Below are 25,294 nucleotides of genomic sequence, written 5' to 3' on the forward strand. Positions count from 1 at the left end.
CTCACGAAGGTTCACGCACGGGGCCTCGGACAGTAAGGGGACCGACGTGCTTTATACCCGGGCCACCTGGCGTTGTCCAGTGTTGCGGACAACCGCCGGTTGCAACAGAGAGTCCTGGCTAGAACGGTTCCGCCCTGGGGGTAGGGGGCTGAACGGTTGCGTCCAATCTAAGTCTATGATAGATAATTATTTCAATGCAAACTGCCAGCCTTGACAACACCTTGCGCACCACATTGAGCCTTTAGTCCCCACCTTCCCCTATGTCAGACATTGCCATCTCAGTCGAAAACCTTAGTAAGTCCTACCTGGTCGGCCACCACGCCGCCCAGACGGAGCGGTATACTGCGCTGCGCGATGTGCTCGCCCGCAACGCCCGCAACCTGGCGCGCAAGACCCGCGACATGTTCCAGGGACGAGCCATCGTGCAGCGCGACGTGGTGGAGGAATGATGGTCGTCGGTCATGATCGTTTTTCCGGCCGTCCGGCCGCGACGGGTCGTCGCAAGGACGGTGGCCGGAGTTATGATCAAGGCTGGCAGAGAGAAATTGAGTCTGGTTCAGCCTTCCCCTATAATGGCCTCTTAGGTACAGGGATCCTTGGAGCTATTGATTGGTTCGAACACGGATGCATATCCTCAAAGAGGGGCAAATCCCGGATCGCACCGAAGAGAGAATTTTTCGTCCGCAAGGCAATGGATTCTAGCGTCGCTGCGCGAGGGGCCGAAGCCGACCGTCGCCTATTTCAAGCAGTTGCTTGCAGCGCCTTAAATCAACGGGGTTTAACCGAAATTCAGATGGCTTCGAGCAACACCATTCTGGTCACCGGCGGCGCCGGCTACATCGGCAGCCATGCCTGCAAGGCCCTCGCCCACGCCGGCTTCACACCCGTCAGCTACGACAACCTGGTCTATGGCCACCGCTGGGCGGTGCGTTGGGGACCGTTGGAGGAGGGCGACATCGGCGACCGCGCCCGTCTGGACGCCGTGATCGCGCAGTACCGACCCGCCGCCGTGATGCACTTTGCCGCCTATGCCTATGTCGGCGAATCGGTCCTCAATCCCGGCAAATACTACCGCAACAATGTTGTCGGAAGCCTCACGCTGCTGGAGGCGATGCGCGACCACGGTATCGGGCAGCTCGTCTTCTCCAGCACCTGCGCGACCTACGGAGAGCCGCAGCGGGTACCGATCGACGAAGGCCATGTGCAGCGCCCGATCAATCCCTACGGCGCCTCCAAGCTGATGATCGAGCGGATGCTTGGGGACTTTGCAACCGCGCACGGGCTGAACTGGATTGCCCTGCGCTACTTCAATGCCGCCGGTGCCGATCCGGATGCCGAGATCGGCGAGCGACACGATCCGGAGACCCACTTGATCCCCCTCGTGCTCGACGCCGCAGCAGGCATACGCCCGTCCATCACGGTTTACGGCGATGACTATGACACACCGGACGGCACCTGCATCCGCGACTATATCCATGTGTCGGACCTGTCCGACGCCCACGTCCTCGCGTTACGGTCATTGCAGAGTGGAGGACCGAGCGTCGCCTATAATCTTGGCAACGGCCAGGGCTTTTCCGTGCGGGAAGTGATTGCGCACGCAGGGGAGATTACCGGCAGGGACATCCCGGTTGTCCTCGGCCCAAGACGCCCCGGCGATCCACCGCGACTGGTTGCGGACGCGAGCCAGGCACAGGAGGTTCTCGGCTGGCAGCCCCGCTACCCGTCGCTGGACGAGATCATCGCGTCGGCCTGGCGGTGGCATCAATGGCACGCACCAGCACCACCCACGAGCGAATCCCGAACAGCATTACCCATCTGAACCGCGTCCCGGAATACGATAGGTGCTTCAAGCCGAATGAGAGTGTCGGGCATGCGGCGAGCAGCGAAGTTGACCGGGCTGCAATAGACAGACCGGATTGCTACCGTACCCATGCAAAAAGAGTCCAGAATGCCCGATCTGTTGCGTGACCAGTTGTTTTCCAGCAATCCCTACGCGGACTTCGATGCCGACGCCTATCCGCCCGATCTCCAGGGCTGGGGTAGCCAACATCCAATCTTCGAGCGACTCCTCGCCGAGTTGCGACCCCGGCGCGTCATTGAGGTTGGTACCTGGAAAGGCGCTTCCGCGTTACACATGGCCGAGTGCTTGCGTCGCCTAGGGATTGAAGCCGAGATCGTGTGCATCGACACCTGGCTCGGATCGCTGGAGTTCTGGAAGGACAAGCAGGACCCCGACCGATATCTTTCACTGAACCTGCGCAACGGCTACCCAAGCGTATATTATCAATTCTTGGCAAACGTGCTGAAGACCGGGATGCAGGCCCTAATCACACCATTCCCGCAGACCGCGAGAATCGGGGCGCGATGGCTGACCGTGCATGGCGTTCAAGCAGAACTGATCTATATCGACGCGAGTCATGAAGAGGAAGAAGTTCTCTCGGATCTGCTCGATTTCTGGCCGCTGGTGGCCCCCGGTGGGGTCCTACTCGGCGACGATCACGATGAATACTGGCCTGGTGTGCGCTCCGCGGTAGCGCGTTTTACCCGCCAACTCGGCCTTCAGCCTGAGGTCGACGATGGAAAGTGGCTGCTGCGCAAACCATTGGACTGGGATCCGGCGCGACTAGCAGTATCGAGTCAAGATCCGGTCAGCTTGGCCACCTCAGTTCGGTTCGAGGTCATCAGTGAGCAATTGGTTAAGCTATTGAATCGAACCGATCAGAACACGGCACTTGCCGACCAACTGGGCTCGGCTCAGCAGCGTTTGCACGAACTGGATCGTTGGTTTTCCCATATCAGCAAGACGAGGACCTGGCGCTGGGTCGCACGTCGAGTCATCGCAAGGCGCGGAACGCCTTGGGGGTGATCAACAGACCATGGCGGGCATTGCGACATCGAAGTTGGTTCTTCATATGACCGAACAGCTGACAGCGCATTTGGCTCTCGCCCGGCTGACACTCGTTTATGCCTTGACGGCAAGCGAACTACGGCGTCGCTATGTCGGCAATGTCCTGGGGATCGCTTGGGCCTTCATCCAGCCTGCCACGAGCATTGCCATCCTCTGGTTCGTCTTCCAGGTCGGGTTCAAGATCGGGCCGGTCAGCGACAAGCCGTTCGTCCTCTGGCTCACCCTCGGGATGTTACCCTGGTTCTTCTTCGCCGATGCGGTGCTCGGTGGCACCCGCAGTATTCTCGAGAACGACTTCCTGGTAAAGAAACTGGTGTTTCCGGTCGGTTTGCTACCGCTCATCAAGCTGAATAGCGCATTGCTGATCCACGGCGTCTTACTGGTCGGGCTGCTGATCGTTGTCATGGTCACCAGTTATGCCCCCTCCTGGTATTGGCTCCAAGTCTTCTATTACATGTTGGGGGCCTACCTGCTCGCGCTGGGTATCAGCTGGCTGACGAGCGCCGCCGCGGTTTTCTTCCGTGATATCGGCGAGATCGCAGCCATGCTGGTCCAATTCGGCTTTTGGCTTACTCCCGTATTTTGGTCGGCCGATAGTCTGCCAAACGGCTATCGCTGGGTTATCGACCTGAATCCCATGGCCTATGTCATCGCTGGCTATCGGAAGGCCGTCATCGGCAATCAGTGGTTCTGGGAAGAGCCCGTCGCGCTATTCTACTTTTGGAGCTTGGTGTTGCTGCTGTTGCTGGTCGGCTCGACGGTCTTCGATCGGCTCCGTCGACATTTTGCGGACGTTCTGTAATGAGTGAGATCGCACTGCGTGCCCAGGACCTAAGCAAACGTTATTTGCTCTACGAGCGTCGCCGGGACCGTGCGATCGAAGCCTTGTTCCCGTTCGCCGGGAAACGTCACCATGACTTCATGGCGTTGGACAGCGTCAGCTTCGAGATCGGCAAGGCAGAGACCGTTGGCATCATCGGTCGCAATGGTTCCGGCAAGTCGACCCTGCTGAAGGTCATCTGCGGTGTTCTGACCCCCACGACCGGCGAGATTGAAGTCAACGGAACCGTCAGTTCCATCCTGGAGCTTGGTGCGGGATTCAATCCGCTGATGACCGGCATCGAGAATATTTTTCTTTACGGCACCCTGATGGGACTGCGCCGCCGCGACATTGAGGCCAAACTGGACGCCATTCTGGCGTTCGCCGATCTCGGCGACTTCATCACCCAGCCAATGAAGCACTTCAGCTCCGGCATGTTCGCCCGGCTGGCGTTCGCCACCACGATGAACGTCGACCCCGATGTCTTGATCATTGATGAGGCGCTGAGCGTCGGCGACGGCTTGTTTCAACGAAAATGCTTGAAGCGCTTTGCCGAGCTGCGCGACAGCGGCTGCACCATACTGCTCGTTTCTCACGACCTCGACCTTATCAAGAGCAATACCGAGCGCGCATTGTACCTGCGAGGCGGCAGACTAGCCGCATTCGGCGCGACCGATGCCGTGGTTAATGAATATCGGACCGAGCTATTTCAACAAAAGGCCGAGATCCCCAAGCGGGAGATCAGCGATACGATTGAACCGAGCGGAGACTGCGTTTTCTATGAAAATTCCGAATGCCTTTGCTACGGAAACGGTGGTGCGCGTATACGCTACCTGGCCGTGCATGGTCTTCGCCAAGGCAACGTCTTTGTGGGAGGCGAGGCGGTCGAGATAGAGCTTGTCGTCGATTGGGACGTCGATGACGTGCTGCGCATCGCCCGCGAACAACGAGTACGAGAAAATATTATTGTCGGCTTACGGCTGGAGGATCGACGTCGGATCGAAATCATGGCCTTCAATACCTTCCTGTCTGGCCATCTGATCGACGCAGCCCAGCATGGCAATTGCAGGTTTAGCTTCCGTTTCACAATGCCGCGACTTTACCCGTCGGATTTCTTTCTCGCTCCAGCCATCGCGCTTGGCGAGCACGATGATCACACCCAGCTCCGCTGGTGCGATAATTTCGGCATACTCAAGTCCTCGCCACCAAATGCAAAGGACTTTCTGGGCGTTATCGCCTGGCCCTACCTCGTCAAAGCATATGCGCCTATAGCGTGAGTTAATAATTTAAACCCGAATCGCGCACAATTGCTAACGAATTGGAGTTTATCGATTTTGAGAACCGACCCGTCTGACCACCCCTGCTATGCCCCATTTGGCCAATTGTATCTTGTGCCGCGCGAGCATCTCGATTTGCGCTTTTGCCCATATCATCAATCCGTATTAATAAGAGACCAAAAGGAATTGTTCAGAAAAGGAATTACAGAGCTAGATGCTCTATTAAACGACCACAAGTCGTTGAAAATAAGGCGCGAAGCTTTTCTAAACGGAGACTATCTACATGGAGCCGGTTGTTCACCGCAATGCTACTGGTATCAGACTTGGCGAGAGGGCGGAAGATCTTATCGTTCCGATGATTATCTCGGCAACGACGGAAGATACCGAGTCCGGCGAATATGGTTGTCATTGGGCCCTGACTGCAATCTGACCTGCCGCTATTGCCTTGAGCCTAAGCATTTTCACATTAACTACAAGACTTGCAGTCCTGCTGCAATCAATCTAGCACGTGATCTGGTATTGCGAGGGAGTAACGTTTTGCTCACCGGAGGGGAGCCATTTCTTCCGAAATTTGGCCTGTTAGAGACTTTCAGGGAGTTGGCAAATAGCGGCCAGCGAGAGAGCCAAGGCCGATTCGACATTCAAACCAATGGTATCTACCTTAACCACGATGTAAGAAGGTTACTATTGCAGGCACCCATTTCCGGCATCGGCATATCGATGGATACCCTGCGGCCGGACATATTCGAGTATCTTCGAAGAGGTGCAAGCTTCGAAAAGGTTTGGGATAATGCCAGGTCATTGGTGCGGGAGCGCAACGCGGCGGGTCTCCAGGAGCCTAGCGTTACCATCCTCTGTGCTGTCATGAGAGCAAACTGTGATCATTTGGCGGAGACGATTGACAGGGTTGTCGCCGAAGGCATGGATATCAGTCTCAACGTGCTCTTCAAGGCCTATTTCTCACCGGATTTTTCTAGGGATCAATCGGTGTCGAATCTCTCCTTAAAGGAGATGTATCGTCTGGCCGCCTCGCTAGACCGGATCTCAAAACAGTATGGCGACGACGGTCCGGTAAAATCGCAGGCCTTTCGGGGGCAGCTCGCTCATATAATTGAGCAAAAGAGACGTGGTGATGTTACGCAAGTCATTCTCGGAACAAGAGAAATCAACACGCCAGGTAAGACCCTCAGAGAGGGAAATATGGGCGCCGCCGCGCGTGAATGGAAGGCTGCCTTGGCCCGTAAGTTCCGGATGTCGGGCGAGGCTATGCGAAAGGGAAGTGTCATCGAACTCATTAAAGGGGGGCATCTCCTTGCTGCGGCTGAAAAAGCGATTCGCCTTGCGCGAAGAATACTTCTCTAACAAATGACTGAATACGTTGATTTGTCGTCAAAAAGCATTACGAGCACCATTATAATGAAAATATTGCACATTTCGACTTCCGATGTGGGGCATGGCGCCGGCGTATCAGCTGTTCGGCTGCACGATGCTTTACGATCTATTGGCTGCGACTCGACTCTATTAGTCAAGGAAAAGCTAACAGATGATTCATCGATTATCGCATACGAGCCGCCGCCTGTATCATGGTTATCACGTAAAGGGCGGTTTCTATCAGGAAAGGCGGATTTCTTGGGAAATTATTTGCTTCCGCAAAACTATGGCTCGATTACCAGCCGAACTTTCCTAAGATGCATATGCGATTTGTCACCTAGAATCATCAATCTGCACGCGATACATGGCCATAAGCTATATTTTCCTTACGGGCTTCTGCCGGAACTATCCAGCCGCGCTAAGTTGGTTTGGACTCTTCATGACATGTGGGCCTTCACAGGACACTGTACTTATGCTTACGAATGTCAGAAATGGAAGACGAAATGCAATAGGTGCCCTGATTTGAAGTGCTTCGTTCCTTTGATTCTTGATACCACCACGGTGAATTTTTCACTAAAGAAGAAGGTATATCAGGACTCGAGCTTTACGGTTGTGTGTCCATCGCGCTGGCTATGCGAATTAGCCAAACAGAGTCCACTGTTTCAAGATAAGCATGTTTTATACATTCCATATGGGATTGACACCGATGTTTTTTTCCCCCGTGACAAAATTCTCGCACGCCGCTGGTTGGGGATACCGGAAGGCCACAAGGTGATTCTTACCGTAGCGCATGATTTACTTGACCAAAGGAAAGGATTTAGATACTTTCAGGAAGGCTTGGAACGTGCACGGCGACATCTTGGCGACACCACTGTATTGTTGCTTGGGCGGGGGGGAAGCGCGCACCGTATAGCACGAGACTATCCAGTGCACTCTTTTGGGTACATTTCGCATTCCTGGTTGCTGGCTATGATCTATTCCGCAGCGGATCTGTTGGTTTTTCCGACACTTGCGGATAATCTACCCAATGTTGTACTGGAGTGCATGGCCTGCGGGACACCGGTGGTGAGCTTCGATATCGGGGGATTATCTGATATGATTGAACACGGCAAGACCGGTTGTCTAGCCAAGTACCGTGACTCGGATGATTTGAAAGAATGTATCGTACAAATGTTAAGAGACGATACCATGCTTGCTGATGCCTCAACTCAGTCAGTAAGGAAAATTGAAGCTGAATTTGCATATAGATTGCAAGCTGATCGCTACCTCGAACTGTATAACAGTCTGTAGATAGCTCATCGATTCTTGTTACACAGGGGCTGTTCGCATGAGACGATTTATTGGGAAATGTGCATTGTACGAGAGATTCTTGCTGACGCGCCGGGAAGGCCATAATAGAGTTCTAAGTGTTACAGCAAGACATCTGCGCAGGCACCTTTTGATCAACGGCCTAGTGAGCAAGAATTGGCTCGTGGACGTTGAACAGCATCTTAAGCGTCCAGATAGAATCCGTATTGGTTTTGGGCCTCTCAGCTCGCTGGCCGAGGACGAGAGCACAGTCGGAGTCAGAAAGTACCGCATCGATCCTATTGTTGACTACATTAATCAGTCGTCATCAAGATATACGGCAGGCTTTTTTTGGGGGGCTGATGATATCGGAAACTTTGACCTGATTGTATTGGTCAAGTTGTTTGATGTTTTCGAGTATAGCCAGATCCGGTCATTAAAGCGGCAAGGTAAGAAGATTATCTATGATATCGTCGACAACCCTTGCAATTATCGCCCGACTCGGGTATATCATGATTCGCCTGAATTCATGGGCATGATGGATTTTATTATCGCCTCAAGCCCGTTGCATATTAAGGATATGGAGAATATCGACGTCCCAATTACGTTAATTCCCCATCCAGTAATCAATTTGGCTACTAGCGCGCCGTTGCAACAAACGAGGAGCCGAATTAGATTGGTGTGGCAGGGGTATAGTCATAATATTGGTGATATGTTTTCGATCCATCCAATTCTAAAGCGTGTAGCGGCGGAAACGGGCAGAAACATTCAAGTCATCTATCATACCAACGCGCGCTTTTCTCGCGGCGACTGTTACGAGATTTGGCCATGGCATATTTGCGATTGGAAGCAAGTGCTTAGCAGCATGGATATCGGGATCGTCATCAAGAATCGCAGCGATTTTTACCAGGCTAGAAAGCCCTCAAACAAGGTTTTATCTTACATGGCGGCTGGCCTACCTGTTATTTGTCATCCGAGTCCATCGGACGAGCTGGTTGTGCAAGATGGTTTTAATGGCTTCAAAATCACTCAAGATGAAGATTGGTTCACGTACCTCACTGACTTAATTGGCGACGATAAGAAGCGAGAAGTGATTTCCGCCAATGCGAAACAGTTTGCACTTGAAAATTTTTCGATCGAAAAGATCGGCGCGCAATATGAAACAATATTTGATAGAGTTTTTTTGGGAGCGAGTTAATCCCGCGTCGATTTTGATGTATCTTTTGCGTTAGGCAGGCTTGGTAATGATGAAGTTCGTCGTGGTGGGCGCCGGCTTCGCCGGGTCCGTTATCGCTCGCGAGGTGGCCGAAGCCGGCGCTTCCGTGCTGGTCCTGGACCGACGCGGCCACATCGCCGGCAATGCCTACGATGAGCATGATGAGCATGGGGTACTGATCCATCGCTATGGCCCGCACTGCTTTCATACGAATTCAGAGCGGATCGTTTTGTATTTGCAGCGCTTTACGGCATGGCGACACTTCGAACTTCGGGTGCGGGCCTGTGTTGACGGGAAACTCTTCCCGATCCCGATCAATCGCGACACGATTAACCAGTTGTATGGGTTGGATCTCGATGAGGCAGGAATCGCGCGCTATCTGGACTCTGTTCGCGAACCTCGGGACCCGATCAGAACCAGCGAGGATGTGGTGCTGGCGTCGGTGGGGCGTGATCTCTACGAGAAGTTCTATCTCGGCTATACCCGCAAGCAGTGGGGGCTAGAGCCAAGCGAACTGAGTGCCTCGGTCGCTGCACGAATTCCGGTTCACCATAATCGGGACGACCGCTATTTCCAGGATATTTACCAGTGCGTGCCGGCGGACGGTTACGCATCCATGTTCCGGAATCTTCTCGATCACCCGAATATTCAAGTAGACTTGGGGGTGGACTTTTTCGCCGTGAAAGACCGACTGCGCTACGACCATCTGGTCTTCACGGGGCGGATCGATCAGTATTTCGGCGAATGTTTCGGCTCGCTTCCTTATCGCTCACTGCGCTTCGAGTCCGAGCATCTGCCGAACTGTCCATTTCATCAGTCTACCGCGCTTGTGAACTATCCCGATGAGCGGAACTTTGCCTTCACGCGCATTTTGGAGAGCAAGCATATCACCGGGCAAACGCACACCGGGACCACAATCACTCGCGAATATCCGAGTGGGACGGGCGATCCCTATTACCCGATCCCGAGGCCTGAGAACGAGGCGCTGTATCGCCAGTACAAGGCGCTCGCGGAACGGGAAACCTCTGTCACCTTCGTCGGACGGTTGGCGCAATACCGCTATTACAACATGGATCAGGTGATTGGTGCGGCGCTCGCCGCGGCTGATCGACTCCTGGGACGTTGAAATGCTGCCGAAGATTGGTGGTGCCATCGTTACCCATAACCGCGCTGCGGCGCTCAGGTTGACCTTGGGCGCGGCGCTGACGCAGACGCACCCTTTGTCCCGATTGGTCCTGATCGACAATGCATCCACCGATGCAACCGGCGATCTCGCCCGCCAACATGCACCCAATGGTGGGGCAACCCTGGACTACTGTCGATTGACCGACAACCTGGGCTGCTCGGCGGGCTTTGCGGTCGCGTTGGAGCAGCTTCTCCGATCTGATTGCGAGTGGTTCTGGTTGCTCGATGACGATGCGACACCGGCACCGGACGCGCTGGAACATCTGACTGCTCAGATCAAGAGTCCGCTCTACGTCTATTGCTCCGCAGCAATCGGCCCCGGGGGTGATGACCCTGTGCTTTGTTGGCCTGTTGCGTTTCGTCGTGGCCATATCTGGTCTCGTCCTGCTCACTTTCTCCGCGAGTTACCCGATGTTGGAGAAGTTGAGTTCAGCAGCTTCCTGGGAATGCTCATCCATCGCTCTCTAGTCGAGGCCATCGGATTTCCCGACAAGGGTTTTTTCATTAGCGGCGATGATGCGGAGTATTCCTATCGCATGCGCAAGCACGGGGCGAAAATCCTGCTTATCAAATCCAGTTGCGTGTGCCATCCGCTGCCACGGCGCCGGTCTGTCAAGGTCTTTGGGGTGGAGATTCAGGTATTGGAACACCCGGCATGGAAACGCTACTACGAAATCCGGAATCGCTTAATCATCGCGAGAAGATATCATGGCGTGCAGCTTTGGACCCGCGCGTTACCCGGAACCCTGCTGCGCTGGCTGATCACGCTTGCGTTCCAGCCCGATCGGCTGGCGCAATCGCGCGCGTTCGCGCGAGGTATCGTCGACGGTCTAGCCGAGCGGCTCGGCATACGTTGGCCACCACCCTGACCGCTGACGGCTATTCAGAAACGTCGATCGCACCGGACGGCAGGAGGGCAACGCGAACATGTTCGAGTACCTGCCGGGGACCCAGACGCCGGCCGCGGTCGCGGCACTGCTGTCGTTCAATGTGCCATTGGACGGCTTGCAGCGGCAGGGTCAATCCCCTAGTTGACCGGACGCTTACTCAGCGCCGCGGCTGGCTTGGGGCTCAGAAAGCACGGGCCCTATTGCCACTCCGGATAGGGACTCGGATTGTAGCGTCCATTCACCAGTTCGGACTGATTCAATGTCACTTCCTGTCGCAGTTTCACTAACCGCTCAACCACCTCCACGCCCTGCATCAGGGAATGGTCCTGGTTGCTTACCTCATAGCGCCAGGCGCCGAAGCGGCCGCGCGAGTAGATATTGAGTGCCTCCAAGGCAGGTAGGGTCTGCTCGAGAATGGCGTCGCGTTCGCGCGAGGGGGTGGGGTAGCCGTATTCCAGGCGCCGGTGCCAGCGGGTAAGTATTTCCGCGTCCGATTGGATCAGTTGGGTGGCATACATGCCGCGAATGACATCCTCGACCACCCGCTCGGCGTCGACCGGCTTTTGCGGGCTCTCGGAGACCTCCGCCATCAATGACCAGGTGCTACCCGGCTCGGGGGTGTTATTGGGGCTGTAGTTGCTGAACACGGTCACGCGGTAGAACGGGCAATCATCTTCCGGGAAGTACATCCAGCACTTGGTGCGCAGGGCCGCCGGCGGTTGGCCGCGCAGCCCGATGCCGACGACATGGACGCTGGAGTACAGCAGGCGCGCGGTCTCCTCAATCAGGGCCGGATCGCCGACCATGACGGCCAGCCGGTCAAGGGGTAGGGTGCTGATCAGGTGCTCATAGCCGCAACGGATACCGCTGGCGGTGGTCAGGGTCCGGTTGGCCGCATCGATTGCGACGACTGCATCGTTGAACCGCGTGTTAGCCGAAGGGATGCGCTCGGCCAGCTGAGTCCAAACGGCGCCGGTCCCGCCCCGGCGGGGGAACCGGAAGGTGTTGTTGGGTCCCCAGCTCAGGTGGTCTTTGCCAAGACAGAGGCCCTTGATGACGGTCTGTAGATCGGGGACCGCGACCCGCTCGCCGACCCAGCGGGCGTTCATCGCACTTGGGGGATAGGCCCAGACCTTGAAGTTGTAGGGCAGCAGGAAAACCTCCGCGATGCCGCGGCCGAAGGTGCGCAGAATCCAGTCTGCGAAGTCAGTGGGCTTTTCGACTGGCGCTCCGGCAACCTCAAGCAACCCCTGCACGCAGCGCCACGTGTCATCCTTGGGCAGGCGATGCAGGTTGTACTGGAAGGGATAGGGGACGAAGCGCTCGCGCATCCAGACCCAGCTCTCGCGCTGGTGGGCGATCCAGCCTTCCTCGCCGAGTGCCAGGGCCATGTAGTCGTCGAAGGTCTGGTAGTGCGAGAACTGGACATGACCGCCGAGGTCCCAGGTGAAGCCCCGCTCATCGACAACGGAGGCGGCTAGCCCGCCGGCGGTGGGCGCGGCCTCGATCAGCAGGAAATCGGTTTCGCCGAGTTCCAGCAACCGCAGCGCGGCGCCGAGCCCGGTGGGGCCGGCGCCGATGATGACGAAGCGATGGTGTGGCTGGGCTGGCGTGGGCATTGGATTGGGTCGCTGCTCGGAGGTTGTGCGGTCGCAAAGGGGTTGTGCGGTCTGTTGGGGCGGTTGATATTCTCCACACAGGGGTAGAATACCCAATACAGCAACCGACCGCGATCAGGTCCGCAGGCGCCGTCGGCCTTGGCCATAATCCCGTCCACGGCATTAATCGCGAGGTCGTTGGTCCGCACAGCGGACCCTACGGGCACGGCGCAAGCCCGCGGGCGCCGCTGTGCGGATCGATTGTCCCTGGCCGGAGCGACGATCACGGCCCCGCCGACGTGCAATGCCGGTGCCGTGATAGCGGATGGTCTGGCGGCCGGCGGGGTGCTCATCGGGCGCGTGTGTCGTGATGGCGCCAAGACCTTTTTGACTGGCTCGTTGACTACCATGGATACTGGAGCGATGCGTATCGCCTATCTCTGCAAGCGCCACTATATGGGTTTCGATGTCATTCGGGACCGTTATGCGCGTCTATACGAGCAGCCGCGGCAATTGGCCTTGTTGGGTCATGAGGTGCTGGGGTTGTGCCTGAGCTACCGGCCGACGGATGAACGCGACGAGCTTCACGGGGATGGGTCTGGTCGTCTGCGCTGGGTGGGGCTGGCGCCGGGGGGCGCGAATCGCCTTGGACTCGCGGCGTACCCGCAACGCTCGTTGGCGGTGCTGCGAAAATTCCGCCCCGACCTATTGGTGGCAGCCTCCGATGCGCCTCATGTCATTCTGGGTGGATGGTTGGCGCGACGCCTTGGCATCCCCTTCGCGGCCGACCTCTATGACCATTTCGAGAGCTTTGGGCTATCGCGTCTGCCCGGTGTGAAGGTGCTTTATCGGCGGGCGCTACGCTCGGCCGCGGTGGTGAGTTGTGTATCGCAACCGCTGGCCGATCTGGTGCGAATCGGCTATGGCGCGCGGGGCGCGGTGCTGGCCTTACCCAGCACCATCGATCGCACAGTGTTTTTTCCGCGCCATCAGGTTGAGTGCCGCCGGCAATTCGGCCTGCCGCTGGATGCGCGGCTGATTGGCACCGCGGGGGGGCTGTCACGGAAAAAGGGTATTGCACCCTTGTACTCGGCCTTCATCGCGCTGGCGCGGGACGATCGACGGCTCCATCTGGTACTGGCCGGTGTGCTCGATGCTGGCTGCCCGCCGCCGCGACATCCGCGTATACACTATCTTGGCCAACTGCCGCACGCCCGTACCGCGGAGTTGTTTGGCGCACTGGATGTGGGCGTGGTCTATGTGCGCGATACGCCCTATGGCCGCCATAGCTTTCCACAGAAGGCGCTGGAGATGTCCGCGTGCGGCCTGGCGTTGGCGGTGGCGCGGGTTGGTGCAATGGAGTCGATGTTCCTCAAAGACCAGCAAGCGCTTTATGACGCGGACGATGCGCCGGCATTGGCCGCCTGCCTGCGGCGTCAGCTCGATTACCCGGTGCGTCCGGTGCTCGATGTGCCGGACTGGGCCGAGCAAGCGCAGATGCTGACGGCGTGCTATGCGGGGATGATGCGGGGGCCTTGAGCATCAAGGCGATCGGGTAGCGCACCCTAGAGCGGTTCGAGCGAGTCGGGCGGTCGATCCGCCGGCACCACCAGGTCGATGTCGTCCCGCTCGGCCCAGAGGGACCTGAATGCGTCGGCAGCCATGCGCGGGGCATCCGGCACCAGTTGCGCCACGACCCGCCCACGGCGCATTAGCCCGGCTTTGATCATCACGGCGGCCGTGCAAGTCTCGCGGCAGCCCGTCGCGGCCGGGGGCCGCTCCTACGTCGGTAGGAGCGGCCCCCGGCCGCGATCAATCTGATCCAGGCCAAGTGTGAGTTAGCGAGGCTTGCAACAGACTGGCATAGCGCTCCGCGACCGATTCCCAGTCGAACGTCTCCCGGCAGTATTGACGGGCATTGGCGGCCAGCCGGCGGCGGCGTTGCGGGTCGGCGAGCAGGTCGATAATCGCATTGGCCAAGGCCGACGGATCGCCGCAATCGACAATGAGCCCAGTCTCGCCGTTTTGAATCACATCGGTGACGGCGGCTACGTCACCGCCGACCACCGGACAGCCGCAGCCGGCGGCCTCGACCATGACCAGTCCGAGACCCTCTTGGTCGCCACTGTCTGCAACGATGAAGGGTGCGACCAACAGGGCGGCGCGACGGTAGATGTTCGGTAATTCGGACTGTGCGGCCATGCCTAGAAAGGCGACCTGCTCGCCGATACCCAGTGCAGCGACCTGTCGACGTAAGGCGGTTTCCAACGGGCCGCTGCCGACAATGCTCAAGCGGGCCTTGGGGTGACTCGCCACTATCCGCGGCATGGCTTGCAATAAGGGCAGCAGCCCCTTTTTTTCGACCAAGCGGCCCACGAACAGCAGTTCATCGTCGCTGCGTATGATCCGCGGATCGGGGGTGAAATTGCTTTGCAGGTCGACTCCCATGGGAATGATCTCGACCCTGCGTGAGTGGCCGCCGAGCGCCAGGCATTCACTGTGCATTGCCGAGCTCACCACCGTGACCATCGTACTCTCATCGATCACCGCCCGCTTTAGGCGGCGTAGCCAGGCGCCGCGTAGGGCAAACAGGTCAGCCCCATGCGAGGTGCAGACGAGCGGGGTCGGGCGGCGGGTCAGCCAGCGGGCCAGTACCGTGATCAAGCCCTGCGGGATCAGCCAGTGTGCCTGTATGATCGCGTATGGCTGGCGGCGCAATAAGCGGGTCAACGCCCATAATTGGCCGAGCACAAAGAACGGCACCAGAAAGTAAAACAGCGGGTTGGCCTTGAGTCGACTGAGGATACCACCGCCGTGCGTGGCAAGTTGTTCCAAGCGCTTGAAGAAGTAGGGAAAGCGAACGATGTTCAGGCCGTCCATCTCTTCCTGTTCCAGGCTGCCGGGGGCGCGTGGGGCCAGCACGGTGATGTCGAAGCGATCAGTCAGGCGCCGACTAAGCTCGAAAACAAACGGCGGCTGGGTGTCGTTACGCCAGCGCGGAAAGGTCGAGGTCAAGACCAGCAGACGCGGCTTGGGCTGGTCAATCATCTATTTGCTCGCCCGCTCGACGGCCAATTGGAGGTTGAAACCACCCTCTGCGGCGAAGGCGCGATCCAGCGCGGCGCGGCGCGCCGGTTCCCGGGTGAGGGTTCGTAACATCGCTTCGGTCTGGGCGGATGCGCCATAGTCGGCGGCGAAGCGCAAGAGATTGTCGATGACAAAGCGCCGGTTGCGCGGCTTGGCCGATGCGCAGTAATCAAGCGTCTGTGCGAGGTCGGTTTGCGCCTCTTCCCAGCGCGACAGCGCAATCAATACCCGGGTTCTGACCTCGCCGGCCAGACAGCGCTCATCGGCGACCCGCGCCCGCGGATTGGCGAATGCGCTGTGGGTGAGTGCATCGAGTTGCTCCGCCGCGAGTGCGGAGCAGCGGCCTTGCAAGACGATGTTACTGAAGGTTGCCAGGGTGGTTACCGTCTCGGGGGTGATGAGGCCCTTTGTCAATCTGTCGAGTGCGCGGCGATACAGCAGTGTCGGCATGACTGCTTCGTGACAGTACAGCTGTAGCGCGAGCAAGGCGGGTGTGGCGTCCTCGGTTTCCATATTCACCAGCCGCTGCAGGAGTGCGACGGCCGTCGCTTGATGGCCCTGCGTGCTCTCTCTGGTTATCAGCTCACCCAATACGCGCGGTGAGTCTGGGCGATAGCGGTAGTCCATGGCCAGCATGGCGTCATAGTCGGCCCAGACCCTCGCCCGGGTGGCCGTGTTGAACGCGATGAGTAGTGCGAGTGTGACGATCACCGGCGCGGCCAGGCGTCCGCGGTCGATTGACGAAAACATGGCTGTCACGGCATAGACCAGGAGTGCGGCGAGCCCGACCGTGGCGAGATAGTTGCGGTGCTCGAAGACCATCTCGAGCGGAATCACCGTGGATTCGATCACATGGCAGGCGAAGAACCAGAGGATGCCGAAACTAAACCACGGTGCGGGGCGGGAAAAAATCAATGCAGAGAGTCCCAACGCCGCATAAAAACCGGCCAACATCGCAGTAGCAACATCCATCTGTCGGGTGATGGGGAAGGCGTCGTGAAACAGCGACATGGTCCCCGGGATCGGCAAAAAGAAGAGCTTGATATAGAGTGCAATGACATGCGCCTGGGTCATCAGACGCTGCACCCCGCTATAGCCGCGTCCGGCATGCCAGCCCAATAGATCGGGCAGGCGGGGGACGAGATAGACCGCGCCCAGTACCAAGGGCAGGACGATGAGCAATAGCCATAAGAGCGGCAAGGTCCAGCGCTGCCGCATCCCTTGGGTGCGAAAGCGAAAGAAAATACCCTCGATGACTGCCAGCAGCAGCGGCAGGATGGCTGCACTCTCCTTGCTCAAGAGACCAAGCACCCAGCAGCCGCCGACGCCAAAGAGGATCAGGAGTGCGCCGGCGAGTGGTCGGGTGGCGCTCAACAGGCGGCCCTTGACATAGAAGATACTGGCGCCGAGCGTGAATAGGCTCGCCAAGAGGACCAGCCGCTGCACGGCATAGAGTACGGTGCTCACCTGCAATGGGTGCAGCACCCAGAGGCCGGCCGCGGCCAGGGCGAACCAGGCCGGCGCGGCAGTGTCGGGCGCGCGCGTTGCCTGGCGGGCGAGCAGATAAAGCAGCCAGAAGACCAAGAGGGCGTTGAGCAGATGGAGCAGCAGGTTCTGGTACTTGAATACGTAGGGTTCGTTGCCGCTGAAATATTGGGTGAGCGTGAAGCTCAGGCGCGTCATCCCGCGCGACAGGCCGCCAAATTCGTCGCCATCGAGCAATTGACCCCGTAAGCTCGCAGAAGTCAAATGCTCGACCCGGGTGGCCGCGATATTGGTTTCGTCGTCCAGTAGAAAGGGACCGGCGAGCCCCGGGCGATAGACGAGATAGGTGAGTGCGAGGACTGCCAGCATCAGGGCCGCCGCACCGAGCGTTAGTAAACGGTCGGTGCGCTGCGGCGGGGCCGGCCGGTGGTTAGAAAGGGGTATCAAAATCGTGCTCACGTGCTGCGTCATGGTTGGGGAACATCTTCATTGCGCCGTGGTGTCCAGGGCAGTACATGGCCGTTATCGTGAAAGTCATGCCGGCCCCCGTGGGAGCGGCCTCTGGCCGCGACGAAACCTCGCAGGTTCCCGCGGCGCGGCATCGCAGCCGGAGGCCGCTCCCACGGGGGCCGGGGTGTTGGGTGGCGGGGTCCGTCACTGGGCAGGTGTCCGCGCCAATCGATCCGCGACCTCCGCAAACCGGGGCGCCAAGTCCAGGCGCCCGGGCGCACCAACCGCCCGGGCACGGTCATAGAGTGCGCGGGCCGCGTCCACCTGGCCTGCATCCAGCCGCCAGTTAGCGGCCAGGAGCAGTGGCAGCGGGTTGGCCGGGAGTGCCGCGAAGGCGGCCTCCAGTGCCGCCATGGCCCCCGTGCCGTCGCCCAGGTCATGACGCAGATGCCCGACATACATCAGGAGCTTTTGTCGGCTGGAGGGCTGCATGGCGCGCACCGCCGACGCATCTTCCAGCAGTGTGAGCAGCGGACGTTCAGCCAGGTCGCAACCGCGATCCAGCGACAGGTTGACCAGTGTGATCAAGGCCGTGGTGTCATAGTCGTTCAGCGCAGTGCCAAGCTGGGCGCGCGCCTGGGTGATGCGCTCCGGTTGCAGGCGGCCGGTTTCCCGGCAGTCCAGATAACCCTCTTGCAGGCGAGGGCCGACCCCCTGGGCGGGCGCCAGCAGCCGGTGGGCGGCAGCGAATTGTCCGCGCTCGGTCAGGACCTGCGCCAGTTCGGCCCGCGCCCGGGTCGAAGGCCAGGGACTGACGAGCGCGCTCAGATAGATCCCCTCGGCGCTGCCCCAGGTCCAGGCGCGGGCCAGACCCAGGCCGAACAAGGCGACCAGCGCAAGTGTGGCGATGGCCGGGCGGAAGCGGGCCAGCGTGCCGGTGGCCGACCCGATCAGGTCCGCCGCCGCCAGGATCAGCCCCAGGCTCGGTAGGTAGTTGCGATGCTCGAAGGCCAACTCCAACGGGAGCAGGGTCGACTCCATCAGGTGCCCGGCGAAAAAGAACAGGATGCCAAAGGCCGCGAGCGGGCGTCGGCGCAGCAAACCCAGGCCGAGTGCCAACAAGGCGAGCAGGAAGAGTGCTGCGGGCAGGGTGGTGGGCGGTTGCAGCCAGCCGGTCGAATGGGGCAGCCGGTCGTAGAGGAAGGGCATGACCCCCAGGCGCGGCAGCAGGATTTGTCCGACATAGAGTGTCACCACCCGCGTCTCGGTGAGCAGCCGCTGGCCCATGTCGAAGTCACGCCCGGCGTACCCGATCGCCGTCGCCTGCGGCACCAGCAGCAGCCAGAGTGTGGCCCCCAGACCGAGGAGCAGGACCGATCCGAAATAGCCCGCGAGCAGGCGCCGGGTGGCCTTGCCCCCGCGCAGCCGCAAGAGGGCGATCTCCAGGGTCGCGAGCAGCACCGGTAACAATGCCCCGTTCTCTTTGCAGAGCACCGCCAGGGCCGGGAGGATCAGCAAGGGCAGCGCCCAGGCCGCCGCCGGCGTGGGCTGCCCAGTCGCGATTTCCCTCAGGCGCAACCGGGCATAGAGCAGCAGCGCCCAGACGCAGAACAGGGCCGAGAGGATGGCCATGCGCTGGACCACATAGGCCACCGTACTCACCTGGAGCGGGTGCAGGGTCCAGGCCAGTGCCACCGCCAGGGCCAGCAGGTCCGCCGCGCCGCGCGGGTAGCGGGTGCGTGCCAGCAGTCTCACCAGGGCCCAGATCAAGGACCCGGCGATCAAGTGCAGGACCAGGTTCACCGCCTTAAAGGCGAACGGATCGGCCGAGATCAGTGCATTGCCCGCCAGGGTCGCCATCGCCAGCGGGCGGCCCACGCCCCCGGCGCCGATGAACAGGTGCTCCTGCCAGTGCGCCCCCAGCTCGGCCAGACCGCCCGTGTGGATCGCCAGGATGGCGTCCTGGAGCTTGCTGTCATCGAGCAGCCAGGGCCCCGAGAGGGCGGGCCAGAAGGCCAACAGGCCCAGCAACCATAGGGCGGCCAGCGCCGGCAGTGGGCGCGCCGCCCAGGCGGTCGGCGCCGTGTCGGCATGTTCAGCAGGGGTTAGGGACATCGGCGGTTCCAGCGGCGGGAGGGATCGGACGCGTGCATCCTAGCCTGAAATCTCGCAAACTGTCCTGGCTTCGTCGCGGCTGAAGCCGCTCCCACAGGATCCCGGGCTAACTTTTGCGGTAAGGGTTCGATGGTGAGTGCCGTTTTGATGGCACAATGTCGCCCTGAGCTCCTGAACCGATCCCCTCCACCCGATGGGCATGTTAACCCTCACAGACGTCGAGTTATCCCAAGACATCGGTTGTCTCGACCGTGCGTGGGCGGCGGATGCCACCTTTGCCTTAGTCCCGGCGCGCAGTTCGGTGCCCCGAGAGTGGGTCATGGATGCCTTGAGGCGTCTGCCCGAGCCTTGGCGGCAAGGACATTTCGCCCTGCTCACCTCGGGCAGTACCGGGCAGCCGAAATTGATCGTCGGTTTGCGGCAGCGGGCAGAGGCGCTCGCGCGGTTGTTGGATCAGGTGCAATCGGGGGCAGCAGCAGCGGCGACCGTGGTCGCACTGCCTTTGACCTACTGCTATGCCTTTGTCAACCAGTGGCTATGGTCCAGGGTCCTGGGTCGGAGGCTGATCCTGACCCAGGGCTTCGGCGAGCCTGAGTCATTGCGCGTGGTCCTCGCGCAGGCGCGGGACACGATGCTCTGTCTGGTGGGTGCGCAGGTTCCGCTGTTGCGCCGCGGTATGCCGGACGCCGTGTTTCCGGGGGTGGTGCGGTTGCATTTCGCGGGCGGGGCCTTTCCGCAGGAGCACCTCGATTTTCTGTCTGACCGGTTCCCGAACGCACTGATCTTCAACAATTACGGCTGCGCGGAGGCGATGCCTCGCCTGACTCTGCGAGGTGCCGCGGCGTCTGAGCAGGGCGCCAACATCGGCTGGCCCTTGCCGGGCATCGCATTGACCGCGGGCGCCGATGGCCGGCTCCTGTTTCGCAGTCCCTTCGCGGCCGTCGGGGTCGTGGATGCGGCGGGTATTCACGCGTTCAGTCCGGACGAATGGGTTGAAAGCGGCGACTTGGCCGTGCCGACGGCGGACGGGAGTTGGGTGCTCAGCGGGCGGTCCAACGAGGTCTTCAAGCGCTATGGGGAGAAGGTTTCGCTTGCCCAGTTGATCGGCAGCGTGCGCCTGGTCTGGGTTGGTGAGGCGGCCTTCTACCGTGAAACGGATCGCCAGGGGGAGCAGGGGGCCGTCTTGGTGCTCGCTCCGTCGCCCTCGGCGGATGAACTGCGACGCGTGCTGAGCGCCTTGCGTGCCGAGTATCCCCGGCCCCATTGGCCCTTGCGGATCGAGGGGGCCGACGTCTTGCCGAGACTGCCGAGCGGCAAGATCGACAATTTGCGCCTGGCGGCTCTGGAGCGCCGGGCCATCGTCTGGAAACAGAGGATCTAGATGACCAATTACGACAAGTTGCGTGAACTGATACAAGACATCCTGCTCCTGGAACCCGGTGAGTATTCACTGGGTTTGGGGCGTGGCGATGTGCCAACCTGGGACTCACTCGCGGTGGTTTCAATTGCCGTCGGATTGGATGAGACCTTTGGCCAGCACCCGAGCCCGGATGAGGCCACTGGGCTTAAGAGCGTCGCCGATATCGTGGCCTTTCTTGAGTCGCGCGGGCTGTCTTTCAGTGACTGAAGCAGACAGCCGCACTGCGGCGGCCCGGCGTCCCTTGTGTTGGTCCCCGCGGGAACTGGCCGATGCGGACCTGGGTGCGGTGGTTGTTGTGGGTTCGCCGCCGCGGGCCCCGCGCATCGCCGGGTCGCTGCGCTGTCCCTGGGTGGCCGATCTCAACCAGCTACCCCAGGACCTGGATACGCTGGTCGTGGTCGGCGGCGGTCGGCGTATCGATCAGGCCAAGTGGTGGCGCGTGCAGCATCGCCCGGGGCTGCGTCTGGTGGCCATTGCCACGATCTGGGGCAGCGGGGCGGAGAACTCCCCGATCGCGGTCCTCGACCATGACGGGGTGAAGGAGATCCACCTGGGTGAGCAGTACCTGCCGGACGTGCGCTGCACCTTTCCCGAGTTTGCGCAAGAGATTCCGCTGTCGCTGGCGCGATCCGGTTGCGGCGATGTCTGGACCCATGCACTCGAGGGCTTTCTCTCCCCCCTCGCCGATCGCCCGCTGCGGGAGGAACTCGCCGCGCTGATCGGCGACCTGCTGGGCCTACCGATCGGCCGCGATCCCCGTTGGTTCGAATACTCGGCGTTGGCGTGCGCCGCCCAGGCCCGTTCCAGCGTGGGTCTGGTTCACGGCATCGCCCATCAATTGGAGGCCCCGTTGCGGGCCAACCAGGCGGACGGGAACTGGGGGCACGCCGCCTTGTGTTCACTCTTTATTTACCCGGTCATGTGCTTCAACCGGCAGGGTTCCGACCGGTTCGCGACCTTGGCCGCCGCGTTCGGTCTCGATGCCGACGGGCTCCTGGCGCACCTGTCGACACTCTTCGACCCCGTCGGTTATGACCGCGCACTGCCCGAACTGCGGCGGCATTGGGCTGAGACCCTGCGCGACCCCAGCACCAGGCTCAACAGTGTACTGGTGCGCCCGGGCGCACTCGACTATTTCGATCGCCGAGTCTTTGCGTGAGTGCCTTGCTGGAGTGCGCACCCTATGGTCCGAGAGACGAGTCGGCGCTGCTGTCCGAGCTCTCCCAGCTCTCCCACCATCATCTGGAGGGTTGCCCGGAGTATCGCCGGGTCTGGCCTGGCTGGGTTGGGGCTCGGCGCCTCGCTGAACTGCCCTGGCTGCATGTCGGATTATTCAAGTACCTGAATCTGAAAACTACGTTTCCAGGCGTACAGTTCGAACGTACCCTCAACTCATCCTCCACGACCGGCAACCGGCCCAGTCAGATCGCCCTGGACCAGACCAGCTCGGCGCTCCAGGCGCGCAGCACCGGGGCTATCCTGCGCGACTTCATCGGGGGCGGACAGCGCCCCTTGCTGGTGCTGGATAGTGCTGCCTCGTTGCGGATGCGCGGGGCGGTGTCGGCACGGATTGCCGCTGCTTTGAGTCTCAAGCCAATGGCCTCCGAGATCCATTTTCTGCTCACCGATTCGACCGATCCGGCCACGCTGCGTTGGGACTTGCTGGGCGATTTGCTGGATCGCCACGATGACCTGCTGGTCTATGGCTTCACCTGGATGCTCTGGCTGGCCTGGGGCGCCGCGAGCATTCCGGAGGCCGTCAGTGCGCGGCTGAATGGCAAGCGCATCACCTTCGTTCACAGTGGCGGCTGGAAGCGTCTCGACGCACTGCGGGTGGATCGCGCCGCCTTCGATGGCGCACTGCTGCGTGGGCTTGGTCCCGGTTCCGCCGTCATTGACTATTACGGGCTGGTCGAGCAGGTGGGGGTGATCTACCCGCTGTGCGCCCATGGCTTCCGGCATGTCCCGGTCTGGGCAGGCGTGCTGGTGCGTGACCCCTTCAATTTGCGTCCGCTGCTGGAGGCGCCGGGCCAACTCCAGTTGCTCAACACCCTGGCCCGCGGCGTGCCCTGTCACAGTGTGCTTACCGAGGACCTGGGTATCATCCGTGCCGGGGACTGCCCGTGCGGGCGTAGCGGCCCCCGTTTCGAGCTCCTGGGGCGGGTGCCAAAGGCCGAATTACGGGGGTGTGCCAATGCGTGACGTGCCGCTTGGTCTGTATGCCTATCGCGGTCCAAGCGGGGTGAGCGCGGTCGCACTGGCCCTGGACCCGGAGCAGACCGTCGGCGCTTGGTCGGGTCTGCGTGGCCACATGATCCGCGAGCGGGCGGATGCCTTCACTCGTGACGAGTGGGCTTTCCTGATCGCCTTCCTGGACCCGGTCAACTTGCGTTGGCCGTTCCTCAGCACCTTCGGCGACCCGCTGGGTCCGGTGGCCGGGCGCGTGACTGCCCTGCTGCGCCCGCGCGGTGCCATCGCCCTGTGGCTTCCGAACAATGTCTCGCTGCTCGGCCCGCTCCTGGTGGTGTTGGTCTCGCTGGTGGGATCGCCGCTGCGCATCAAGGCCGGGTCGCGTAGCGACGATCTGACCACCGCCTTCCTGGAGTATGCCCGCCCCCGCTTGGCTGGGGTGCCGCTCGGCGACTATCTGGCGAGCGTCGCCTGCGCGGCATTCGATCGCGGCGACCCCCGTAACCGGCGTCTGGCCGAGGATGCCCAGGTCCGTCTGGTTTTCGGCGGGGATGCGGCCGCGCGGTCGATCGATGAGCTTCCGCACCCACTGGAGAGTAGCGGATTCGCCTTCACCGACCGGCGTTCCGAGGCCTGGCTGGAACCGTCGCGGGTGGATGATGACCTGCTGTTGAGCCTATTACGGGTCTTTGGTATCTATGGCCAGACCGGGTGTACCTCGCCCCGACGGGTCGTGCTGCTCGGCGGGACTCCGGCGGATGCCAGTCAATTGTGCAACCGCCTGACGGCCCTGTGGCCCCGGGCCCACCCCAGGCCGCCACCGGTACACATCGCCAGCGGCAACCAGATGGCCCGCCAGTGGGCCGCTGCCCTGGGTTGGGAGGCCGTGGTGGCGGGTGGGCAGGGGGCGGTATTCGCGGTCGGCGATCTGGACCTGGAACCCTGTCCAGCCCCCATGCTGCTGATGGTGGTTGCCGCCACCCTGGCCCAGGCGGAGGCGGCGCTGCCCGCGAATATCCAGACCATCGGGCACGCCTTGACCGATGCAGCGCACCCGCGGTGGCTGGAGTTGCTTGCCCACACCCGCGTGCGCCGATTCGTTCCGGTCGCCCGGATGCACCACTTCGGACCAGTCTGGGATGGTTGGGCCTTCTGGCGACAATTGTTCGACGAGGTCGTTTTGGACCCGGGGGTGACGCCATGAGAGACTTCTGTGCGGCGAAATATCGACGGCTGTGCGTCGCACTGGTGGACGCGGGATACCAGAGCCTGACGCTGGCGGATTATTTCCAGTCCGGCGGGTTGCCGCTGGAGGCGCGACGGGTCATTCTGCGGCACGACATCGACCGCTTCCCCGGCATGGCGATCCCGCTGGCACGGATCGAGCGGGAACTGGGACTGCGGGCCACTTACCATGTCCGTGTCCCGGCGACCTTTAATCCTGCGGTGATCCGGACGCTGGCCGAGTTGGGGCATGAGGTCGGCTTCCATTACGAGAACCTCTCCAAGTCCCGCGGGGAACTGGTGCGCGCCCGGCAGGGCTTCGCCGATGACCTCGCCCAACTGCGCACCCTCTGTGAGGTCAAGACGGTCTCCATGCACGGCAGCCCGGCCAGCCGCATCGACAACCGTGACCTGTGGCGCTCCCGTTCCGGGATAGACGATGGTCTATTGGGTGAGGCCTACCTGGATATGGATTATCGCACGGTTCTTTACTATAGCGACACCGGGCGGACCTGGCAGGAGGGACGATTCAATATACGCGACCATATCCCGGATGGACAGTCGCGGATCACGGGTGCGCCGGTGGTGCGGACGACCGATGATCTGATCGACCTGATCGCCCGGGAAGGACGTAACCTCTATCTGGTTGCCCACCCGGAACGTTGGCCAGTCAGCCCGGGCGGCTGGGCCCTGGCTGGGCTCAAAGATCTCGCATTCAATTGGGCCAAAGTGCTGATCCGCAAAAGCTATGCGATCCGTACCCGTTGATAT

At 60.6% G+C, this 25,294-nt stretch carries 22 protein-coding genes; 17 read left to right on the forward strand and 5 right to left on the reverse strand.

Annotation, left to right across the window (positions count from 1 at the left end; all coding sequences use genetic code 11):
- The first annotated feature begins 260 nt into the window (after positions 1-260).
- The 10 genes from QZX93_RS19430 to QZX93_RS19475 all read left to right on the forward strand — a co-directional run bounded on the left by QZX93_RS19430 (position 261) and on the right by QZX93_RS19475 (position 10,933).
- Positions 261-449, forward strand: coding sequence for a hypothetical protein (locus QZX93_RS19430; RefSeq protein ID WP_295393327.1), 189 nt, complete (start codon positions 261-263; stop codon positions 447-449).
- 344 nt (positions 450-793) lie between these two features.
- Complete coding sequence (gene galE, locus QZX93_RS19435; protein WP_295393326.1) at positions 794-1,819, forward strand: UDP-glucose 4-epimerase GalE; 1,026 nt, start codon at positions 794-796, stop codon at positions 1,817-1,819.
- A gap of 129 nt (positions 1,820-1,948) precedes the next feature.
- Positions 1,949-2,866, forward strand: coding sequence for a class I SAM-dependent methyltransferase (locus QZX93_RS19440; RefSeq protein ID WP_295393325.1), 918 nt, complete (start codon positions 1,949-1,951; stop codon positions 2,864-2,866).
- A 46-nt stretch (positions 2,867-2,912) separates the two neighbouring features.
- Positions 2,913-3,710, forward strand: a complete 798-nt coding sequence (locus QZX93_RS19445) for an ABC transporter permease (protein WP_295393324.1) — start codon at positions 2,913-2,915, stop codon at positions 3,708-3,710.
- Complete coding sequence (locus QZX93_RS19450; RefSeq protein WP_295393323.1) at positions 3,710-5,005, forward strand: ABC transporter ATP-binding protein; 1,296 nt, start codon at positions 3,710-3,712, stop codon at positions 5,003-5,005. The genes QZX93_RS19445 and QZX93_RS19450 overlap by 1 nt, the downstream gene beginning before the upstream one ends.
- A 114-nt stretch (positions 5,006-5,119) precedes the next feature.
- Positions 5,120-6,367: a radical SAM protein gene (locus tag QZX93_RS19455; RefSeq protein ID WP_295393328.1), complete on the forward strand. Its 1,248-nt coding sequence runs from the start codon at positions 5,120-5,122 to the stop codon at positions 6,365-6,367.
- 54 nt (positions 6,368-6,421) lie between these two features.
- Entirely contained in the window at positions 6,422-7,666 is a 1,245-nt protein-coding gene (locus QZX93_RS19460; protein WP_295393322.1) for a glycosyltransferase family 4 protein, read from the forward strand.
- A gap of 181 nt (positions 7,667-7,847) precedes the next feature.
- A complete protein-coding gene (locus tag QZX93_RS19465) occupies positions 7,848-8,861 on the forward strand; it encodes a hypothetical protein (protein ID WP_295393321.1) in 1,014 nt (337 codons plus the stop codon).
- 46 nt (positions 8,862-8,907) lie between these two features.
- Positions 8,908-10,005: a UDP-galactopyranose mutase gene (gene glf / locus QZX93_RS19470; RefSeq protein WP_295393320.1), complete on the forward strand. Its 1,098-nt coding sequence runs from the start codon at positions 8,908-8,910 to the stop codon at positions 10,003-10,005.
- Between the two features lies 1 nt (position 10,006).
- Positions 10,007-10,933 (forward strand): glycosyltransferase, encoded by a 927-nt coding sequence (locus QZX93_RS19475; RefSeq protein WP_295393319.1) that lies wholly within the window; start codon positions 10,007-10,009, stop codon positions 10,931-10,933.
- 218 nt (positions 10,934-11,151) lie between these two features.
- Here the strand turns inward: QZX93_RS19475 and QZX93_RS19480 are convergent, their stop codons facing one another.
- Complete coding sequence (locus QZX93_RS19480; protein WP_295393318.1) at positions 11,152-12,573, reverse strand: FAD-dependent oxidoreductase; 1,422 nt, start codon at positions 12,571-12,573, stop codon at positions 11,152-11,154.
- 402 nt (positions 12,574-12,975) lie between these two features.
- Between QZX93_RS19480 and QZX93_RS19485 the strand changes: the two genes are divergently transcribed.
- Positions 12,976-14,091, forward strand: a complete 1,116-nt coding sequence (locus QZX93_RS19485; protein ID WP_295393317.1) for a glycosyltransferase — start codon at positions 12,976-12,978, stop codon at positions 14,089-14,091.
- A gap of 26 nt (positions 14,092-14,117) precedes the next feature.
- Here the strand turns inward: QZX93_RS19485 and QZX93_RS19490 are convergent, their stop codons facing one another.
- From QZX93_RS19490 to QZX93_RS19505, 4 genes are all read right to left on the reverse strand, one after another.
- Positions 14,118-14,285 carry a hypothetical protein gene (locus tag QZX93_RS19490; RefSeq protein WP_295393329.1) on the reverse strand — a complete coding sequence of 56 codons (168 nt, stop codon included), beginning with the start codon at positions 14,283-14,285 and terminating at the stop codon, positions 14,118-14,120.
- 79 nt (positions 14,286-14,364) lie between these two features.
- Positions 14,365-15,600: a glycosyltransferase gene (locus QZX93_RS19495; RefSeq protein WP_295393316.1), complete on the reverse strand. Its 1,236-nt coding sequence runs from the start codon at positions 15,598-15,600 to the stop codon at positions 14,365-14,367.
- Positions 15,601-17,583 carry a hypothetical protein gene (locus QZX93_RS19500; protein WP_295393315.1) on the reverse strand — a complete coding sequence of 661 codons (1,983 nt, stop codon included), beginning with the start codon at positions 17,581-17,583 and terminating at the stop codon, positions 15,601-15,603.
- Positions 17,584-17,778: 195 nt separating this feature from the next.
- The gene (locus QZX93_RS19505) at positions 17,779-19,689 is read right to left on the reverse strand and encodes a hypothetical protein (protein WP_295393314.1); all 1,911 of its coding nucleotides are present in this window, start codon (positions 19,687-19,689) and stop codon (positions 17,779-17,781) included.
- 199 nt (positions 19,690-19,888) lie between these two features.
- On the opposite strand from QZX93_RS19505, the gene QZX93_RS19510 reads away from it, so the two are divergent.
- The 6 genes from QZX93_RS19510 to QZX93_RS19535 are packed head-to-tail and all read left to right on the forward strand — an operon-like array spanning position 19,889 to position 25,291.
- Positions 19,889-21,070 (forward strand): class I adenylate-forming enzyme family protein, encoded by a 1,182-nt coding sequence (locus QZX93_RS19510; protein WP_295393313.1) that lies wholly within the window; start codon positions 19,889-19,891, stop codon positions 21,068-21,070.
- A complete protein-coding gene (locus QZX93_RS19515) occupies positions 21,071-21,316 on the forward strand; it encodes an acyl carrier protein (protein WP_295393312.1) in 246 nt (81 codons plus the stop codon).
- Between the two features lie 34 nt (positions 21,317-21,350).
- Complete coding sequence (locus QZX93_RS19520; RefSeq protein WP_295394864.1) at positions 21,351-22,268, forward strand: iron-containing alcohol dehydrogenase; 918 nt, start codon at positions 21,351-21,353, stop codon at positions 22,266-22,268.
- Entirely contained in the window at positions 22,265-23,311 is a 1,047-nt protein-coding gene (locus QZX93_RS19525; protein WP_295393310.1) for a hypothetical protein, read from the forward strand. Before QZX93_RS19520 ends, QZX93_RS19525 begins: the two co-directional genes overlap by 4 nt.
- Positions 23,304-24,503, forward strand: coding sequence for an acyl-CoA reductase (locus tag QZX93_RS19530; RefSeq protein WP_295393309.1), 1,200 nt, complete (start codon positions 23,304-23,306; stop codon positions 24,501-24,503). The genes QZX93_RS19525 and QZX93_RS19530 overlap by 8 nt, the downstream gene beginning before the upstream one ends.
- Positions 24,500-25,291, forward strand: a complete 792-nt coding sequence (locus QZX93_RS19535) for a hypothetical protein (protein ID WP_295393308.1) — start codon at positions 24,500-24,502, stop codon at positions 25,289-25,291. Before QZX93_RS19530 ends, QZX93_RS19535 begins: the two co-directional genes overlap by 4 nt.
- Positions 25,292-25,294: the final 3 nt, after the last annotated feature.

Source organism: uncultured Thiodictyon sp., from assembly GCF_903946935.1.
Classification (GTDB): domain Bacteria; phylum Pseudomonadota; class Gammaproteobacteria; order Chromatiales; family Chromatiaceae; genus Thiodictyon.

Excerpts from the sequence above, each read along its gene's own strand:
- QZX93_RS19505 (WP_295393314.1), bottom strand. The coding sequence starts at position 19,689 with ATGTCCCTAACCCCTGCTGAACATGCCGACACGGCGCCGACCGCCTGG.
- QZX93_RS19460 (WP_295393322.1), top strand. The coding sequence starts at position 6,422 with ATGAAAATATTGCACATTTCGACTTCCGATGTGGGGCATGGCGCCGGC.
- galE (WP_295393326.1), top strand. The coding sequence starts at position 794 with ATGGCTTCGAGCAACACCATTCTGGTCACCGGCGGCGCCGGCTACATC.
- QZX93_RS19515 (WP_295393312.1), top strand. The coding sequence starts at position 21,071 with ATGACCAATTACGACAAGTTGCGTGAACTGATACAAGACATCCTGCTC.
- QZX93_RS19445 (WP_295393324.1), top strand. The coding sequence starts at position 2,913 with ATGACCGAACAGCTGACAGCGCATTTGGCTCTCGCCCGGCTGACACTC.
- QZX93_RS19535 (WP_295393308.1), top strand. The coding sequence starts at position 24,500 with ATGAGAGACTTCTGTGCGGCGAAATATCGACGGCTGTGCGTCGCACTG.
- QZX93_RS19480 (WP_295393318.1), bottom strand. The coding sequence starts at position 12,573 with ATGCCCACGCCAGCCCAGCCACACCATCGCTTCGTCATCATCGGCGCC.
- QZX93_RS19450 (WP_295393323.1), top strand. The coding sequence starts at position 3,710 with ATGAGTGAGATCGCACTGCGTGCCCAGGACCTAAGCAAACGTTATTTG.
- QZX93_RS19475 (WP_295393319.1), top strand. The coding sequence starts at position 10,007 with ATGCTGCCGAAGATTGGTGGTGCCATCGTTACCCATAACCGCGCTGCG.
- QZX93_RS19485 (WP_295393317.1), top strand. The coding sequence starts at position 12,976 with ATGCGTATCGCCTATCTCTGCAAGCGCCACTATATGGGTTTCGATGTC.
- QZX93_RS19440 (WP_295393325.1), top strand. The coding sequence starts at position 1,949 with ATGCCCGATCTGTTGCGTGACCAGTTGTTTTCCAGCAATCCCTACGCG.
- glf (WP_295393320.1), top strand. The coding sequence starts at position 8,908 with ATGATGAAGTTCGTCGTGGTGGGCGCCGGCTTCGCCGGGTCCGTTATC.
- QZX93_RS19530 (WP_295393309.1), top strand. The coding sequence starts at position 23,304 with ATGCGTGACGTGCCGCTTGGTCTGTATGCCTATCGCGGTCCAAGCGGG.
- QZX93_RS19430 (WP_295393327.1), top strand. The coding sequence starts at position 261 with ATGTCAGACATTGCCATCTCAGTCGAAAACCTTAGTAAGTCCTACCTG.
- QZX93_RS19510 (WP_295393313.1), top strand. The coding sequence starts at position 19,889 with ATGTTAACCCTCACAGACGTCGAGTTATCCCAAGACATCGGTTGTCTC.
- QZX93_RS19495 (WP_295393316.1), bottom strand. The coding sequence starts at position 15,600 with ATGATTGACCAGCCCAAGCCGCGTCTGCTGGTCTTGACCTCGACCTTT.